Source organism: Spirosoma oryzae (assembly GCF_003002825.1).
Classification (GTDB): domain Bacteria; phylum Bacteroidota; class Bacteroidia; order Cytophagales; family Spirosomataceae; genus Spirosoma; species Spirosoma oryzae.
In genome coordinates this window covers 315,373-331,888 of sequence record NZ_PVTE01000003.1, presented here as the reverse complement: position 1 = coordinate 331,888, position 16,516 = coordinate 315,373, and the positions used below count along the sequence as shown (strand labels likewise).

Annotated in this window: 13 protein-coding genes; 11 read left to right on the top strand and 2 right to left on the bottom strand. The window is 53.4% G+C overall.

Going from position 1 to position 16,516, the window contains the following annotated elements:
- Nucleotides 1–446 precede the first annotated feature (446 nt).
- Both CLV58_RS05115 and CLV58_RS05110 read left to right on the top strand, forming a co-directional pair.
- On the top strand, nt 447–1,256 hold the full coding sequence (locus CLV58_RS05115) for a glucose 1-dehydrogenase (RefSeq protein WP_106136691.1): 810 nt from the start codon (nt 447–449) through the stop codon (nt 1,254–1,256).
- A gap of 97 nt (nt 1,257–1,353) precedes the next feature.
- Nucleotides 1,354–4,011, top strand: a complete 2,658-nt coding sequence (locus CLV58_RS05110) for an MGH1-like glycoside hydrolase domain-containing protein (protein ID WP_106136690.1) — start codon at nt 1,354–1,356, stop codon at nt 4,009–4,011.
- A 137-nt stretch (nt 4,012–4,148) separates the two neighbouring features.
- Here the strand turns inward: CLV58_RS05110 and CLV58_RS05105 are convergent, their stop codons facing one another.
- A complete protein-coding gene (locus CLV58_RS05105; RefSeq protein WP_146141367.1) occupies nt 4,149–5,180 on the bottom strand; it encodes a hypothetical protein in 1,032 nt (343 codons plus the stop codon).
- 279 nt (nt 5,181–5,459) lie between these two features.
- Here CLV58_RS05105 and CLV58_RS28735 point away from each other — a divergent pair, with 279 nt between their 5' ends.
- The gene (locus tag CLV58_RS28735; RefSeq protein ID WP_245882213.1) at nt 5,460–6,050 is read left to right on the top strand and encodes a hypothetical protein; all 591 of its coding nucleotides are present in this window, start codon (nt 5,460–5,462) and stop codon (nt 6,048–6,050) included.
- A 60-nt stretch (nt 6,051–6,110) separates the two neighbouring features.
- On the opposite strand, the gene mtaB is transcribed toward CLV58_RS28735, so the two are convergent.
- Nucleotides 6,111–7,454 carry a tRNA (N(6)-L-threonylcarbamoyladenosine(37)-C(2))-methylthiotransferase MtaB gene (gene mtaB / locus CLV58_RS05095; protein ID WP_106136744.1) on the bottom strand — a complete coding sequence of 448 codons (1,344 nt, stop codon included), beginning with the start codon at nt 7,452–7,454 and terminating at the stop codon, nt 6,111–6,113.
- 386 nt (nt 7,455–7,840) lie between these two features.
- On the opposite strand from mtaB, the gene CLV58_RS05090 reads away from it, so the two are divergent.
- From CLV58_RS05090 to CLV58_RS05055, 8 genes are all read left to right on the top strand, one after another.
- Nucleotides 7,841–8,878 (top strand): glutamine synthetase beta-grasp domain-containing protein, encoded by a 1,038-nt coding sequence (locus CLV58_RS05090; protein WP_106136688.1) that lies wholly within the window; start codon nt 7,841–7,843, stop codon nt 8,876–8,878.
- Between the two features lie 124 nt (nt 8,879–9,002).
- Entirely contained in the window at nt 9,003–11,192 is a 2,190-nt protein-coding gene (locus tag CLV58_RS05085) for a glutamine synthetase III family protein (protein WP_106136687.1), read from the top strand.
- Nucleotides 11,193–11,287: 95 nt separating this feature from the next.
- Nucleotides 11,288–11,848: a hypothetical protein gene (locus CLV58_RS05080; protein WP_106136686.1), complete on the top strand. Its 561-nt coding sequence runs from the start codon at nt 11,288–11,290 to the stop codon at nt 11,846–11,848.
- A gap of 83 nt (nt 11,849–11,931) precedes the next feature.
- Nucleotides 11,932–12,798: an AAA family ATPase gene (locus CLV58_RS05075; RefSeq protein ID WP_106136685.1), complete on the top strand. Its 867-nt coding sequence runs from the start codon at nt 11,932–11,934 to the stop codon at nt 12,796–12,798.
- A gap of 83 nt (nt 12,799–12,881) precedes the next feature.
- Nucleotides 12,882–14,069 (top strand): vWA domain-containing protein, encoded by a 1,188-nt coding sequence (locus CLV58_RS05070; protein WP_106136684.1) that lies wholly within the window; start codon nt 12,882–12,884, stop codon nt 14,067–14,069.
- A gap of 31 nt (nt 14,070–14,100) precedes the next feature.
- Nucleotides 14,101–14,799, top strand: coding sequence for a 16S rRNA (uracil(1498)-N(3))-methyltransferase (locus CLV58_RS05065; RefSeq protein WP_106136743.1), 699 nt, complete (start codon nt 14,101–14,103; stop codon nt 14,797–14,799).
- Nucleotides 14,796–15,458 (top strand): DUF4159 domain-containing protein, encoded by a 663-nt coding sequence (locus tag CLV58_RS05060; RefSeq protein WP_106136683.1) that lies wholly within the window; start codon nt 14,796–14,798, stop codon nt 15,456–15,458. Before CLV58_RS05065 ends, CLV58_RS05060 begins: the two co-directional genes overlap by 4 nt.
- A gap of 109 nt (nt 15,459–15,567) precedes the next feature.
- On the top strand, nt 15,568–16,374 hold the full coding sequence (locus CLV58_RS05055; protein WP_106136742.1) for an acyl-CoA desaturase: 807 nt from the start codon (nt 15,568–15,570) through the stop codon (nt 16,372–16,374).
- Nucleotides 16,375–16,516 lie beyond the last annotated feature (142 nt).

Genomic DNA, 16,516 nt, shown 5'->3' with positions numbered 1-16,516 from the left:
AATCCCTGACGGTCAGGCTTTTAGCGAAAGTTCTTTCTTTCCTTATATTCAGTATTGGCATTGTAGGGCATTTATTAAAAAAAGTCAATAAGTCCCTTGGAATAGCGCATGTATTGTATTTTTCCAATATTTCTAACTTTTAGGACTTTGTATTTTTCGTAGCAAAACAAAACACAGAAAAATGCAAAATTTGAAAAAGTGGGTTTTCAGGGATGCGTTGATCCTGTATGAGTGGGTAGGTTTTATTGGCTGATTCGTGGGGAGGGAAGGGCGGTTCGGGCGATGGTAAATCAGTTGAAACACTATTAATTCCCTCGCTGTCGTGGTTGGCGAATCGGAATCAACCTGTAAAATAGGCTCCGATATAAGCCTGGCGTTAGAACGTGTAGTGAACAAAGCAGGCCAAAAACAGTAGGTAGTACGTAGTCACTAACGGATAAATACAGATGGATAAAGTACTGGACGGGCAGATTGCGCTGATTACGGGAGCAAGTAGCGGCATCGGTGCGGGCGTGTCGAAATCATTGGCGGCCGCTGGCGCTACAGTAATTGTTAACTACCCGGTGGCGGGCACGAAAGAGGCCGCTCAGGCTGTGCTCGACGAGATTACGTCGGCCGGTGGAAAAGGAATTATCGCCCAGTGCGATGTCAGTAAAGAAGACGAAGTAACCAAGCTGTTTGCCGACATCGTGGCTCAGTTTGGAACGCTCGATATCCTGGTCAACAATGCCGGTTTGCAGCGGGATGCCAAGTTCGAAGACATGACACTTGAGCAGTGGAACACGGTTATCGATGTTAACCTGACCGGGCAGTTTCTGTGTGCCCGTGCCGCTATTCGCGAGTTTCTGCGTCGGGGTCCCCGGCCGGAGGTGTCGAGCGCGACGGGTAAGATCATCTGCATGAGTTCAGTCCACGAGCAAATCCCCTGGGCGGGGCACGTCAACTACGCAGCCTCGAAAGGGGCTATTAAAATGCTGATGCAGTCGCTGGCGCAGGAATACGGCGACCGGCAGATTCGCGTAAACAGCATTTGCCCCGGTGCCATTCAGACACCAATCAATAAAGACGCCTGGAGTACGACACAGGCTTATAACAGTCTGATGACGCTGATCCCCTATAATCGCATCGGCAAACCGCAGGATATCGGTAACCTGGCCGTCTTCCTGGCATCAGACCAGTCTGACTACATTACGGGGGCCAGTATCTTCATCGACGGCGGCATGACCGTGCTGGAGAGTTTTTCGGATAATGGATAAATACTAGTGGTTTACGGTATACAGTATTCGGTTTACGGTGGCTGGCGCAGGCTATCTACGGTAAACCGGATACTGTGTACCGTAAACGGTTTACCGCATGACTATTGAACAAAAACGGCTTGACGATCCGGCGTGGCGGCAGTGGGGCCCCTACGTGTCGGACCGGCAGTGGGGAACCGTTCGTGAAGACTATAGCGCCAATGGTGACGCCTGGGGGTTCACCACGCACGATATGGCCCGTAGCTATACTTACCGTTGGGGCGAAGATGGCATCGCGGGTTTCTGCGACGATCATCAGACACTGTGTCTGGGACTGGCGCTCTGGAACGGGCAGGACCCGATTCTGAAAGAACGCTATTTCGGCCTGACCAATGGCGAGGGTAACCACGGCGAGGACGTCAAGGAGTTATACTATTACCTCGACAATACCCCCACGCATTCGTACCAGCGAATGCTGTACAAATACCCGCAGGCGGCTTACCCCTACGAGCAACTGCTAGCCGAAAACCGTCGGCGTACGCGCCTGGAACCGGAGTATGAACTACTCGACACGGGTCTGTTCGATGAGGATCGTTACTTCGACGTGTTTGTCGAGTACGCCAAAGCGGGGCCCCAGGATGTACTGATGACCGTGACGGTGCATAACCGGGGACCGGAGCGTGCCAGCCTGACCGTGCTGCCAACACTCTGGTTTCGTAATACCTGGCGCTGGGGCGACGATTCCGATGGAGTGACGAGTCAGCGCCCCACGATTAGCCTGCGGCAGGACGGTTTTTTACGGGCAACGCATCAGCAACTGGGCAACTACGCACTCTACGCCGACGGACAGCCTGACTGGTTGTTCTGCGAAAACGAGTCGAACCGGGCGCGGCTGTACAACGCACACGATGGGACACCATACCCTAAAGATGGCATCAACGACCATGTCGTTCACGGAGCCGGTACGGTTAATCCTGAACAAACGGGAACAAAGGCGGCAGCCCGCTATCAACTGACAGTCGAGGCTGGTAGACAGGCCGTTGTCCGGTTGCGACTCGCGCTGACGACCGACGTACACACACTGGTGCCGGAACCTTTTCGGGACTTCGATGGCCTGGTCGCCCAGCGAAAAAAAGAAGCTGATCTGTTCTACGCAGCTGTGCAACCCGCCAACGCAACCGACGACGAGAAGCACGTACAGCGACAGGCTTTTGCTGGGATGCTCTGGAGCAAACAGTTCTACTATTACGACGTATCGCGCTGGCTGGCCGGCGATCCAACGCAACCCCCACCACCACCGGAGCGGAAGTACGGGCGCAACCATACCTGGCTGCAACTGATCAACGCGGGGGTGATTTCCATGCCCGACAAGTGGGAGTACCCCTGGTATGCCGCCTGGGACTGGTCGTTTCACTGCGTGACACTGGCGCTGATCGATCCGGAGTTGGCGAAACAGCAACTGATGCTGCTGACCAACGAATGGTACATGCATCCCAACGGGCAGCTCCCCGCCTATGAGTGGAATTTCTCCGACGTCAATCCGCCCGTACAGGCGTGGGCGGCTTTGCACGTCTTTATGCTGTGCCGCGAGGTGCACCCAACCGGCGAAGCCGATCATGGCTTCCTCCGTGCCATCTTTCACAAGCTGATGCTCAACTTCACCTGGTGGGTGAACCGTAAAGACGAAATGGGCAACAACATTTTCGAAGGCGGCTTTTTGGGACTGGACAACATCGGTGTGTTTGACCGCAATGCCGTATTGCCTAACGGGAGCCATCTGGAACAGGCCGATGGAACGAGCTGGATGGCGATGTACGCGCTGAACATGATGCGGATCGCCCTCGAACTGGCCCGCCACGACGATGTGTACGGCGAGATGGCTACCAAATTCTTCGACCATTTTCTCTACATCGCCAGCGCCATGACCCATATCGGACAGGATGGCGTAGGCCTGTGGGATGAGCAGGACCGCTTCTTCTACGATCAACTGCGCATGTCGGACGGAAGCGTCGAGAAGATGCAAGTCCGAACGCTGGTCGGGCTGATTCCGCTGTTCGCCGTCGACGTGCTGGATGATGATCTGTTGCGGCAGAACCCGTCGTTTCTGGCCCGGATGGAATGGTTCCGCAGTCACCGCCCCGACCTCTACAATCAGGTGTCACGGTATACGGAGAAGGGGGCCGACGAAACCCGCCTGCTGAGCCTGCTGCGCGGTTTTCGGTTGAAGTCGCTGCTCCGCTGGATGCTGGACGAGAAGGAATTTCTTAGTCCACACGGCGTTCGGGCGGTGTCGCAGGCGTACCGCGATAATCCATACACCTTCACGCTCGATGGAACCACCTTCCGCCTTGACTACGCGCCCGCCGAGAGCAACAGCGACCTGTTTGGCGGGAACAGCAACTGGCGCGGCCCCGTCTGGATGCCGACCAATTACCTGATGGTGCTAAGCCTGGATACGTTTTACCACTACTTCGGCGACGGCTTTACGGTCGAATACCCGGTCGGGTCGGGCAAGCAGATCAGTTTGCGCACGGCTGCCGACGAAATCGCAAACCGACTTATCTCACTGTTTACACGCGACGCCAACGGGCAGCGGGCCGTGCTGAAGCAGTACGCTAAAAATCAGGACCCCAACTTCTGCGATCATGTACTGTTCTACGAGTATTTCGACGGCGACAACGGGCGTGGGGTAGGTGCCAGTCACCAAACTGGCTGGACAGGGCTGGTGGCGGGGCTCATTCACCGGAAATATGCCGGGACGACCGGGCATACATAAGCAAGTACGGCTGCGCTTTTGATTGTCAGTAAAGCAGCGAATACGTGTCTGACAGGCACTTTACAAGATACCCGCTCTGCAAAGTGCCTGTCAGGGTGAATTTAGCCTGGCAGGACGCGGTGTGTCAGTCATCGTATCTATTGGCATGGTCGATACCCGTATACTTCTTCAGTGGTGTCTGTCTGATATACGCTGCCAGTTAAGGAAAACCAGCGCGTAGTTTTTATGCACTTGGCTACCAGCCCACGCTCATCGAACGTATACGCATAATCAGACACACTCCGCTTGATAGGCTGACTGTAGCCGCTGGCAGAACTGTAATAGGTAGATTTTACCATATGATTAGCGCCAGACCAGAATGCGTCGGGTAATACAGGGTGCCCTTTGTGCGCAAACGTTGCGCTCTTCTGGTTGCTTTTAGCCCCGTATTCATTGGTTGTGTACGCGTCCAGTTTCCCCTGTCGCCACTCTTCGACCCGGATGGGATTACCGGCCGGATCGTATGCAAACCGGGAAAAGTAGACTCCTTTTGTAAAGTCGACCTGCGTGACAAGCCCCTGGCTGTTGATATATGGTGTGCGGTCATGGACATCCCCCTGGCCGTCGACAATTCGGTAGGATCGTAAGATACCCCCCTCAAAGGTCTGTGTGTCGGTAGCGCCATTAGTACCCGTACTGACGTACTGCGTCACTTGCCCGTTGGCGTCATAGGTGTATCGCTGTGAGCTGGTATATACCGTACCGGTACTTACCGTCGACGACGTTATGGCGCTGGTAAGTTTTCCGGCCGTGTACTGATAGATGATTTCCGACTGGCCGTTTATAGGGTTGCTGCTGATTAGCTGGTGGTAGTTAGACGCCGTTCGTTTCGTAAGAAATTTCTGGCTGTCGAATGTGTGTTTATACGAATTGACGACGCTTGCTCTGGTATAAACGGTATCGAAAAAAGAGACTATCGAGAAATCTTCGGACGCACCTGTAGATTCGCCAAATTCGCCTACCCCCGACATCTTTATGCTTTTCTTATAAAATTTACAGGCATAGCTATTGACCTCAGGGGTACTATCTACTGGTATACCGGTGGCTACCGGATCGGATGGCTGACACCCCCAAAGCCCTTGGAGACCGAAAAACAAAACAATAGCTACGGTAGATAAACGTATCGGCATACGGTGATAGTCGTTAGTAAAGAGGGCTGAACTATGAATTGCCAGTTTGGCACAAACTAAATAGGGAACAAAGCAGTGATAAATAGCGCGAAAACTCCTGTATAGGTTTACTTTTTCTGTAAAAGTACTGATTATAGACTACTTATAGAACGGTTAAGAAGTGATTAGAAACGTTGGCTGTGTCAAAAGGCTGGTATCAATTCGCCTACTTTTAGGCCGTGGGTACGTTCGCGTCACAGCAGATCAACGCCCGATCAGTTTCTTTAAAACCTCAATGTGATGACTCGCTTCTTTACCCGATCGCTGGGCAGTACCGTACTCGCCGTCGCCCTGTTAGCATCCTGTAGCCGTCCAGTGGCTTATTTCCACCGTGGTCCCGTTCAGCCCGCATCCCGATTGGGCGGACAGACCGTGACGATGACCAAACCCGTTCAACCACTGGGTGAGTCGAGTCAGACAATTGCCCCGTCGCGCACAGAAGTTGACCCCGCGAATGCCTATGTCTGGCAAACCGATCAGCTGCCGGTCAGCAAGTCGCTGGATAACCGCGTAAGTCAGGCGGGAACGCGGCTGGTGTCGACCGCTGAAACCCGGCGTTTAACGGAAACCACTACTCCGCGTAAACTGACCGGTATGGAGCGGCTGGTGCTGCGGAAAGTAAACAAACAGATCAGCCGGCAGTTGGCCCCCAATCAGCCGCAAAAGCCGATGATCATGAAAGGAAAGCTGATCCTCAGCATCGCTGTATTGATTGCGGGGATACTGCTGATGACGCTAAGTACGGGACCGCTTATTTTCATCGGTCTTGTCGTAACCTTATTCGGGGCACTCGGCACGATCGTCAGTTTGATCGGAATCGATTCCTATTGATCAAAACCGTATTAGTGACAGCGCAGCGGGTATCGGTAACGGTGCCCGCTGCGCTGTTTATCAATGGGCCGCTACGACCTCAGCCAGTTCGCTGACGTTCATCAGCCCGTCGGGCGTCAAACCTGTAAGCTGTACTGGCTTCAGTTCATTGATCAGCAGCGGATCGTAGGTGGCTACGACGCGGACGTAGTTTTCGGTAAAGCCTTGCATCTGACCGTCGGCTACGTCTTCTTCAAACAGCACAGTAGCCGCCCGACCCACCTGCGATTCGTAGAACGCCCGCCGTTTTTTGTCGGACAAAATATGCAGCATCTTCGACCGTTCGGCCCGTACCGATCCCGGCACGACGGGTTTGATGCCCAGCGCCGTTGTATTTGGCCGCTCCGAATAGGTGAACACATGCAGGTACGACACCGGCAGTTCGTTCAAAAACGTGTACGTATCCAGGAAAGCGTCGTTGGTTTCGCCGGGGTGACCGACAATCACGTCGACACCGATGCAGGCGTCGGGCATAAGTGCCTTTATTTTTGCCACGCGATCGGCGTAGAGTTCGCGTTTGTAGCGCCGACGCATCAGGCTCAGCACCTGATTGGAACCCGATTGGAGTGGTATGTGGAAGTGCGGCACAAACCGTTTCGACTGCGCCACAAAGGCGATAATCTCATCAGTCAGCAGGTTTGGTTCGATGCTCGAAATGCGGAAGCGCTCGATACCCTCGACCTCATCCAATGCTTGAATCAGCGCCAGGAATGTTGTCTGCCGTTGCCCGTCGATCAGACCGAAGTCGCCGATGTTGACCCCCGTCAATACGATTTCCTTCACGGCAGCGGCCGACCGTCCGCGACTTGCAATTTCCTGCGCTGAGCGCACTACGTTGGCTATGGTGTCGGAGCGGCTTTTGCCCCGTGCCAGCGGAATCGTACAGTAGGCGCAGGGATAATCGCAGCCGTCCTGAACCTTCAGAAATGTCCGCGTACGGTCGTTGAGCGAATAGCTGGCGTGGTATTCGATCGCGTGTTCGATCGGGGAGTTGAACACCTGCGCCGGCTGGCCGCTCGGTACTTTTACGAAGGTTGGCATCAGCTCGTGCAGCCGAAACTTTTCCGATGCACCCAGCACTGCGTCGACGCCCGGTATACCGGCAATTTCCTGCGGTTTCAGCTGCGCGTAGCAGCCCAGGATGGCCACGTAACCGTCCGGGTTGATTTTCTGCGCTTCCCGGACAATCTTCCGGCATTTCTTGTCGGCATTGTCGGTAACGGAGCAGGTGTTGATGATAAAGACGTCGGGCCGCTGATTGAACTCTACCCGCTCAAAACCCTGCTGTTCCATCAGTCGGGCCAGCGTTGAGGTCTCGGAGAAGTTGAGTTTACAGCCGAGTGTATAGAAAGCTACTTTTTTCACGATCGATTGTACTGTCTGGCAAAAGTACAAAAAATAGCGGTGACGGGTTCCGCCCCGGCATTGTCTGGCTTTTCTGGCGGTTTGATTATCAGTCGGATACAGGTCAATTGTGCCGTTCTGACTGGTGTTTAGCCCTAAAAATGAGGGTTATAGGGCCCGGGCTGATGCCGATCACTGAAGATTGGCCTGCGTATGCATAGAGATGAGTATCCAGTTAAAATACGGCGTAGTAAGGTATATTACGAATTAAAATTATAATTTTTCCGTAAAATCAGTAGTAAATAAGGTAATCAGTCAAAAGCACCTTTATTAATTCTGTTATTGCCGCGTATATTTGCCGGACATTCTATTGTGTAGCCCAATTAAAAAATAATCCACCTGTACTCATGGCAAAGTCGAAGCTGGAATACATTTGGCTTGATGGTTATAAGCCCACTCAAAGCCTCCGTTCTAAGACGAAAATTGAAGACGATTTCTCCGGTAATCTGGACGATTGCCCGATGTGGTCGTTCGACGGTTCATCGACCGAACAGGCACCGGGTGGCTCATCAGACTGTCTGCTGAAGCCCGTTTTCATCTGCCCTGATCCCCAGCGTAAAAACGGGTACCTCGTTATGTGCGAAGTACTGAACGCCGATGGAACAGCGCACGAATCAAACGGTCGGGCAACGATTCAGGACGACGATAACGATTTCTGGTTTGGTTTCGAACAGGAGTATTTCCTGTGGGACATGGCTATCGACAAGCCACTGGGCTTCCCGGCTGAAGGGTTCCCAACGCGCGGTCAGGGTCCATACTACTGCTCGGTTGGCGCACAGAACGCCTACGGCCGCTACATCGTAGAAGAACACCTCGACGCTTGTCTGGACGCAGGTCTGAACGTTGAAGGTATCAACGCTGAGGTAGCGACGGGTCAGTGGGAGTTCCAGATCTTCGCCAAAGGCGCACAGGCTGCCGGTGACCAAATCTGGGTAGCCCGTTACCTCCTGGAGCGTATCGGTGAGAAATACAACGTATCGATCAACTGGCATTGCAAGCCCCTGGGCGACACCGACTGGAACGGTTCGGGTATGCACGCAAACTTCTCGAACTCGACGCTTCGTACGGCGGGTAGCAAAGAAGTGTATTCGAAAATCTGCGAATCGTTCGGTAGCTCGCCTGAAGTTATCAAAGAACATATCGACGTATACGGGGCTGATAACCACCTGCGTCTGACCGGTAAGCACGAAACCCAGTCGATCACGCAGTTCTCGTACGGCGTATCTGACCGGGGTGCATCGATCCGTATCCCTATCGCTACGGTAGAGCGCGGCTGGAAAGGCTGGTTGGAAGATCGTCGCCCGAACTCGGCTGCCGATCCATACAAAGTAGCGGCTGTTATCATCAAGACCGTTAAGTCGGCTGACGTGCTGGAAACGGCTTAGTTTGCTACTATCTTTTAGTGAGAAGCCCGGTTTCGTCAGGAACCGGGCTTTTTTCGTGGAGCCGTTGGAAAAGCAACCGGCTGTCGCGTAAGTTTGATCACGCATTTTTACCTACACCCACTGTATGTCTAATTTTCGTTTTAAAGCGCTTGAGATTGCGCAGAGCCGTCAGGCCATAATTGTCACGCCACCCTCCGAACGGGTCGGCGATTTTTTTGGTACCAACACGTTCAGCAGTGAAGTGATGCGGGGGTTGCTGTCGCCCGAAGCCTACCTGAAAGTGACCGAAGCCATTTATACCAACGGCCCTATCGACCGCGCCATTGCCGACGAAGTAGCCGGTGCCATGAAGTCGTGGGCGGTGTCGAAAGGCGCTACGCACTATACGCACTGGTTTCAGCCGCTCACCGGTGAAACGGCTGAGAAACACGATGCCTTCTTCGACATTTCGGCCGACGGTAAGGCAATGGAAAAATTCAAAGGCAGTGCGCTGGTACAGCAGGAACCCGATGCATCATCGTTTCCGAACGGTGGCCTGCGCAATACCTTCGAAGCACGTGGGTATACCGGCTGGGACCCCAGCTCACCGGCGTTTTTGATGGACAACGGCGCGGGTGGTAAAACGCTCTGCATTCCATCGGTTTTTATCAGCTATACCGGCGAAGCACTCGATTACAAAACACCCCTGCTCAAGTCGCTCAATGCGCTCGACCGGGCTGCCACGGCCGTTTGTCAGTATTTCGACCGCAGCATTACGAAGGTGACGCCCACGCTCGGGCCGGAGCAGGAGTACTTCGTTGTCGACCGGGCCCTGTTCTATGCACGGCCTGATCTGGTGCTGGCTGGCCGGACGGTATTCGGGCATCAGCCCGCGCGGGGACAGCAGCTGGACGACCACTACTTCGGCTCGATTCCGCCCCGCGTCAACGCATTCATGGTCGACTTTGAGTTTGAGTCGATGAAGCTGGGTATGCCCGTCCGGACGCGGCACAATGAAGTAGCACCGGGGCAGTTTGAAGTGGCCCCGACTTTCGAGGAAGTAAATCTGGCCATCGATCACAACGCGCTGTTGATGGATCTGATGGAAAAGGTGGCGGAGAAGCATAACCTGAAAGTGCTGTTCCACGAAAAGCCGTTTTCGGGTATCAACGGTAGTGGCAAGCACAACAACTGGTCGATGGGGACCAACACGGGGGTCAACCTGCTGGCACCGACAAGCAAGCCAAAAGAGATTCTGCGCTTCCTGACGTTCCTCGTAAACGTGATTAAAGCCGTTCACGACAACGCCGATCTGCTACGGGCCACCATTGCATCGGCGGGCAACGAATACCGGCTGGGGGCCAACGAAGCACCACCGGCTATCGTCTCGATTTTCCTGGGCGAAACGCTGACGAAAACGCTGGAAGATCTGGAAACCAAGAACGAAATTTCGATCAGCAAAGGCGATAATGTGTATTACAAGCTGGGCCTGAACCGGATTCCCAATCTGCTGCGCGACAACACCGACCGCAACCGGACGTCGCCTTTCGCCTTTACGGGTAACAAGTTTGAATTCCGGGCCGTGGGCAGCTCAGCCAATTCAGCCTCGACAATGACCGTGTTAAATGGGATCGTCGCCGACCAGCTGACAAAGTTCAAGTATGATCTGGATACGCGGTTGGGGCGGGGCGAAAAGAAAGAACTCGCTATCGTCGAGATCCTGAAAGAGTACTACACAGCCAGCAAACGGATTCTATTCGAAGGAAATGGCTATTCCGACGAGTGGGTGGCTGAAGCCAAAACGCGGGGCCTGAGTAACATTGCTTCGACACCCGACGCGCTCGGTATCTACATGCAGCCAAACTCGCTGGCCCTCTTCGAGCGGATGGGTATCATGAACCACGCCGAAGTCGAATCACGGTACGAGATCGAACTGGAGAAGTACATCAAAACGGTGCAGATCGAGTCGCGGGTGATGGGCGACCTGGCCATGAACCACGTCGTGTCGACCGCGCTCAAATACCAGCATAAACTGGCTGAAACGGCCCGGAACCTGGTTGAACTTGGTATGACAGCCGAAGCCGAACCGATCAAGGATATTCTGCGGGATATTTCGGCGCGGGTTATCGTGATCAAGAAACAGACTGAGTCGATGATCGATGCCCGCAAACGCGCCAACAACGTGACCGATACGACCGAGCGCGCCCGGCTGTACGCGAACGACGTAAAAGGACATTTCGAGACGATCCGCTACGAAGTCGACAAACTCGAACAGATCGTTGATGATGAAGACTGGCCATTGGTTAAATACCGTGAACTGCTGTTTGTGAAGTAGATAGCACTTGATTGGTAGGCAGGTGCGTTTGAGTCGGAAACGCACCGTTGGTCTGGTTGCGTGAACAAACTAATGTTTTCTTCTATTTTTGACGTATGGCAAACTACAAGAACGAGGGATTTGATCCCGAGGAAATCGACGCACTCAAAGAAGAGTGTCAGGCGGCAGGTAAGTCGTTTGTGTATGTGGATGACAACGATCTGGACGTACTGGAATCCGGTGAGTGCGTACACATTCAGTTTCCGGGACAGTATCAGGGACAGGAGGTTATCTACGACGCGCTAGTGTATACCCTGCGGCTGCACCACAGCAGTCTGGTGTACGAAATGGCTGTCGAAGAGGTACAGAAGACCTACCCCGACTACACGCCACCCGAAGAGCGCGAGGCTGGTTACAAAATCGCGCCTGACCGCGAAGAAGAAGCGGAAACGGCGCTGACGGAGATTATCGGTGAGATCGAAGACACGGAAACCGTTAAGGTACAGGAACATATCGAAATCGATACCGACTCCGATTATGGTGTTGCCCTGGACGTGTGTCTGAACACCGAAGACATTTCCGACGAGGTGATTGAAAACTTTATTCAGCAGTTCAAAGCGAATACGCTGGCGCTGGACACAACGCTGTATTCGTTCACAAGCGAGGATGATGAATAGCGTTTATTAATAGTGGTTTTTGCTTTATAGTTTGTAGTTTTCGGCGACAAGTCCAGGACTACAAACTATAAGCGTTAACCACCATGCAATCGTTTACGGGAACCAGTTCGTACGTAGCTACACATGAGCTAAGTATCGCGGTTAACGCAGCTATCGAGTTACAAAAACCATTGCTGATCAAGGGTGAACCTGGCACCGGGAAAACGCTGTTGGCCTTCGAAGTCGCCCAGGCGCTGAAGAAGCCGTTGCATACCTGGCACGTTAAATCGACGACGACGGCGCAGCAGGGGCTATACGAGTACGATGCCATTTCGCGGCTGCGGGATTCTCAACTGGCCGTCGGGGCAACTGCCGAATCGACTGACCGGGTAAACAACCTGGCCAATTACATCCGGAAAGGTAAAATCTGGGAAGCCTTTACGGCCGACGAGCAGGTGGTGCTGCTGATCGATGAGATCGACAAGGCCGATATTGAGTTTCCCAACGACCTGTTGCAGGAACTCGACCGAATGGAGTTCTACTGTTATGAATTACAGCAAACGATCGCTGCGCGGCATCGCCCGATCGTTATCATCACCTCCAACAACGAAAAAGAATTACCCGACGCGTTTCTGCGTCGTTGCTTTTTCCACTTCATCCGCTTTCCCGACCGGGCTACCATGCAGCGGATCGTGACAACGCATTACCCGAAACTGCCTCATAACCTGCTGTTGCGGGCGATGTCTGTGTTTTACGGTATCCGCGACATCAAGGCACTCCGCAAAAAACCATCGACCAGTGAGTTGCTCGACTGGATTCGGCTGCTGCTCGCGGCTGGCGTTACTGAAGAGGATCTGATCGATCTGGAAGCACTCAATGAGATGCCGCCCTACCTGGGGGCACTATTGAAAAATGAGCAGGATACCAACCTGATGCTGGCGCTCAAACACAAGGGGACACGACCCTACTAAGCTGGCATCAATCTGGCAAGTGTTTTGCGGCTTTTTTAGGGAGTTGTACAGCGTATGACTCAGCTGATTAACCTAAACGAGCCATGTTTCTAGATTTTTTTCTGCTGTTGCGTCAGCACGCTATTCCGGTGACCATACCGGAATACCTGACTCTGCTGGCTGCGCTGCGGAGTTCGGTTGGTGGCGTAAGTATCGACGCGTTTTACGCGCTGAGTAAGACAATTCTTATCAAGCATGAGCAACAACTCGACCTTTTCGATCGATTGTTTCAGCAGTACGTCGCCGACCGCGAGAAAATCACCGTGTCGTTGTTCTTACCGGACACGCCACCCGACTGGTTTGTTCAGCTTTTCGAGAGCTCGCCTTATCCCGATGAACAGCAACTGTTGGGGAGTGCGGGGGGGGGTGATGAACTCTGGAATGAACTGCGTCGGCAGCTCGCAGCAGCCGACGAACAGACCGAATTCACCAATCAGGAGAAGCCAGCTCCGGGCGCTGCCGGGCAACGTGACCAGGCAGTAGCCGATGACGAGCCGCAGCCCGGTCAGCAGCAGGGCGCTATAAAGGTCTGGGAGCAGCGCGATTATCGGAATCTGGACGACACGCTCGAACTGAACACGCGCAATCTGAAAATGGCGCTCCGACAACTCCGCACCCTGACGCGCGAGGGAAGGGGTACGGAACTCGACATAAACGGCACCATTGATCAGACGAGCCGCAATGCGGGCCTGTTGGACATACGGACGCAGCCCGCCCGGAAAAATCGGATTAAAGTACTGATGCTACTCGACGTAGGCGGGTCGATGGACGACCATATCGAATTGTGTTCCCATCTGTTTTCTGCAGCCCGCTACCAGTTTCAGCAGCTGGAATTTTTCTATTTCCACAACTGCGTTTACGAAACACTCTGGCGCGACAACACCCGCCGTCGCGACCGGGTGTCGACCTACGAGGTGCTTGCTAAATACAAACGCGATTACAACGTAATTTTTGTGGGCGATGCGAGCATGTCGCCCTTCGAGCTAACGATACCGAGGGGTAGTGTCGAACACTACAACGAAGAAGCCGGACTGGTATGGCTCGATCGCTTCCGGCAGCAGTTTCCGAACCTGGTCTGGCTCAACCCGACTCCGGTCGGGCACTGGCGATACGCAAAAAGTACGCAGCTGATTCGCGACTGGTCGGGCAATCGCATGTTTCCGCTAACGATCAGCGGGCTGACACTGGCTATGAAGAGTCTGAAAAATCCCAAAGTGGTGTTTGATGGGTAGGTCGCCCGACAGACGTACCTTTGCCGAACGTATGCATTTGTTTTATCAGCCCGAATTACCCGACGCGCTCTTCCTGCCCGAAGACGAATCGCGTCATGCCGTCAAGACACTTCGCCTGAACAACGGCGATCCGATAACTGTCACGGATGGGCAAGGAAACGCGTATTCTGCCGTTATTACTGCGACTGATCCGCGTCGGTGTACGTTCCGGGTTTTATCTGTTCAGGCGGCAGCTGCCCGCCCGTTCTCGGTGCGTGTATGCGTAGCGCCAACCAAAAGCCCGGATCGTATCGAATGGTTCGTGGAGAAGGCAGTGGAGGTCGGCATCGAGCGGATCAGTTTCTTTTTCGGGCAGCACTCCGAACGACGTCATCTGAAGACTGACCGGCTGGAAAAAATTGCGGTAGCTGCCATGAAGCAGTCCCTGCAAACGTACCTGCCGCAGCTCGACGAACCGGTTTCGTTCGGCGAATTGCTGAAGAGCGTAAGCGAGGAGCAGCGGTTTATCGCGCATCTGCCCGACAACGAACCGCCCGTTGGCCTGGCAAAAGTGGCTATGCCGGGAGGGCACTATGCCGTGCTGATCGGACCGGAGGGAGATTTCTCAACTAATGAATTACAACAGGCACTCGATGCTGGTTTTCGTATGGTGACGCTGGGTAATACGCGACTGCGTACCGAAACAGCCGCGCTGACCGCCTGTCAGTACCTCAACTTTTTGAACCAATGAAACGAATACTGTTCACCCTGCTTGGTCTGACGGCCGTGCTTCAGTTGTCGTATGGGCAGCAGTACGCGTATAAGATCGCTAAGCTGAAATACAACGGCGGGGGCGACTGGTACGCCAACAAAACATCGCTGCCCAACCTGATTAAATTCGCCAATGCCAACCTGCGGATGAACATTTTCCCGGAGGAAGACATTGTCGAGCCCGGCAGTCCTGACCTGTTTAGTTACCCCTTTGTGCACATGACTGGTCACGGCAACGTAACGTTCAGCGATGCCGATGTACAGAACATGCGCCGGTACCTGATGTCGGGCGGTTTTCTGCATGTCGACGACAACTATGGCATGGATAAATTCATCCGGCGGGAAATGAAAAAGGTCTTTCCCGAACTTAACTTTGTCGAGCTGCCGTTCAATCACCCCGTCTACCAGCAGCGGTTCAAATTTGCGACCGGGTTGCCTAAGGTGCATGAGCATGACGGTAAATCTCCGCAGGGGTTCGGCCTTATTTATCAGGGGCGGCTGGTCTGCTTTTACAGCTACGAATGCGATCTGGGGAACGGCTGGGAGGATCAGAGCGTTTACAATGACCCGGAGCCCATTCGGCAACAGGCGTTGCGCATGGGTGCCAACCTGTTACAGTACGCTACCACTGTAAATTGACTACAGTATTATTTTTAGGAACGAGTCTAAATAGCCTAAAATTACGTTAGTTTTGTAGGAGTATTCATAGTTGCTCCGTGCTTAGCCACTATAACCAATCGTTCTCGTGATTTACGTTTTAATCGCTTTTGTTGCTCACTGGTACCTGTCGCTGTTCTGTCAGACATTCTTCTTGCACCGCTATTCGGCGCACAAGATGTTTTCGATGAGCAAATTCTGGGAGCGCTTCTTTTACGCCTTAACCTACATCTCCCAGGGATCGTCATACCTGAGCCCACGGGCGTATGCGGTACTGCACCGGATGCACCACGCCTTCAGCGATACCGAGCGTGATCCGCATTCGCCCCACCACACGAAAAACATCTTCACGATGATGTGGAAGACGAAAGATATTTACAACGCCGTACTGCACCGTCGGCAGGTTGTCGAACGTCAGTTCGACCGTAATTACCCCGAATGGTCGTTCATCGAGAAAGTGGGGGATTCGTGGTTTTCGCGTGCTGCCTGGGGCGTTGTTTACAGCCTGTTCTACATTTTCGCGTTCATTTATCTGGACATGCACTGGGCGTTCTTCTTCCTGCTGCCGGTTCACTTCGTGATGGGACCCGTGCACGGTGCGATCATCAACTGGAGTGGTCACAAATACGGTTACTCGAACTTCGACAACCAGGATCAATCGAAAAACTCGCTGATTCTCGATGTGGTGATGATGGGTGAGCTGTTCCAGAACAACCACCACAAGCGTCCCAATGCGGCTAACTTCGGTGCGAAGTGGTTCGAATTCGACCCGACCTATCCGGTGATCACGCTGCTACACAAACTGCATATTGTCCGCCTGCGTCCATCGGCTGAAGCGAAAAAAGCACAGCAGGAAGTAGGTCATGATCGGCGCGTCGAAGAAAAAGTCGAAGCGTAACCGCTGATACAACGTACAACGCATATGAAAATGGGGTGCCTGATTAATCAGGTACCCCATTTTGTTTTGAACTGTGATTTTTTTGATTGATTTGATTGCGTTGATTTCCGGGAGAAAAATCGCAGTTAATCAGTGCGATCAG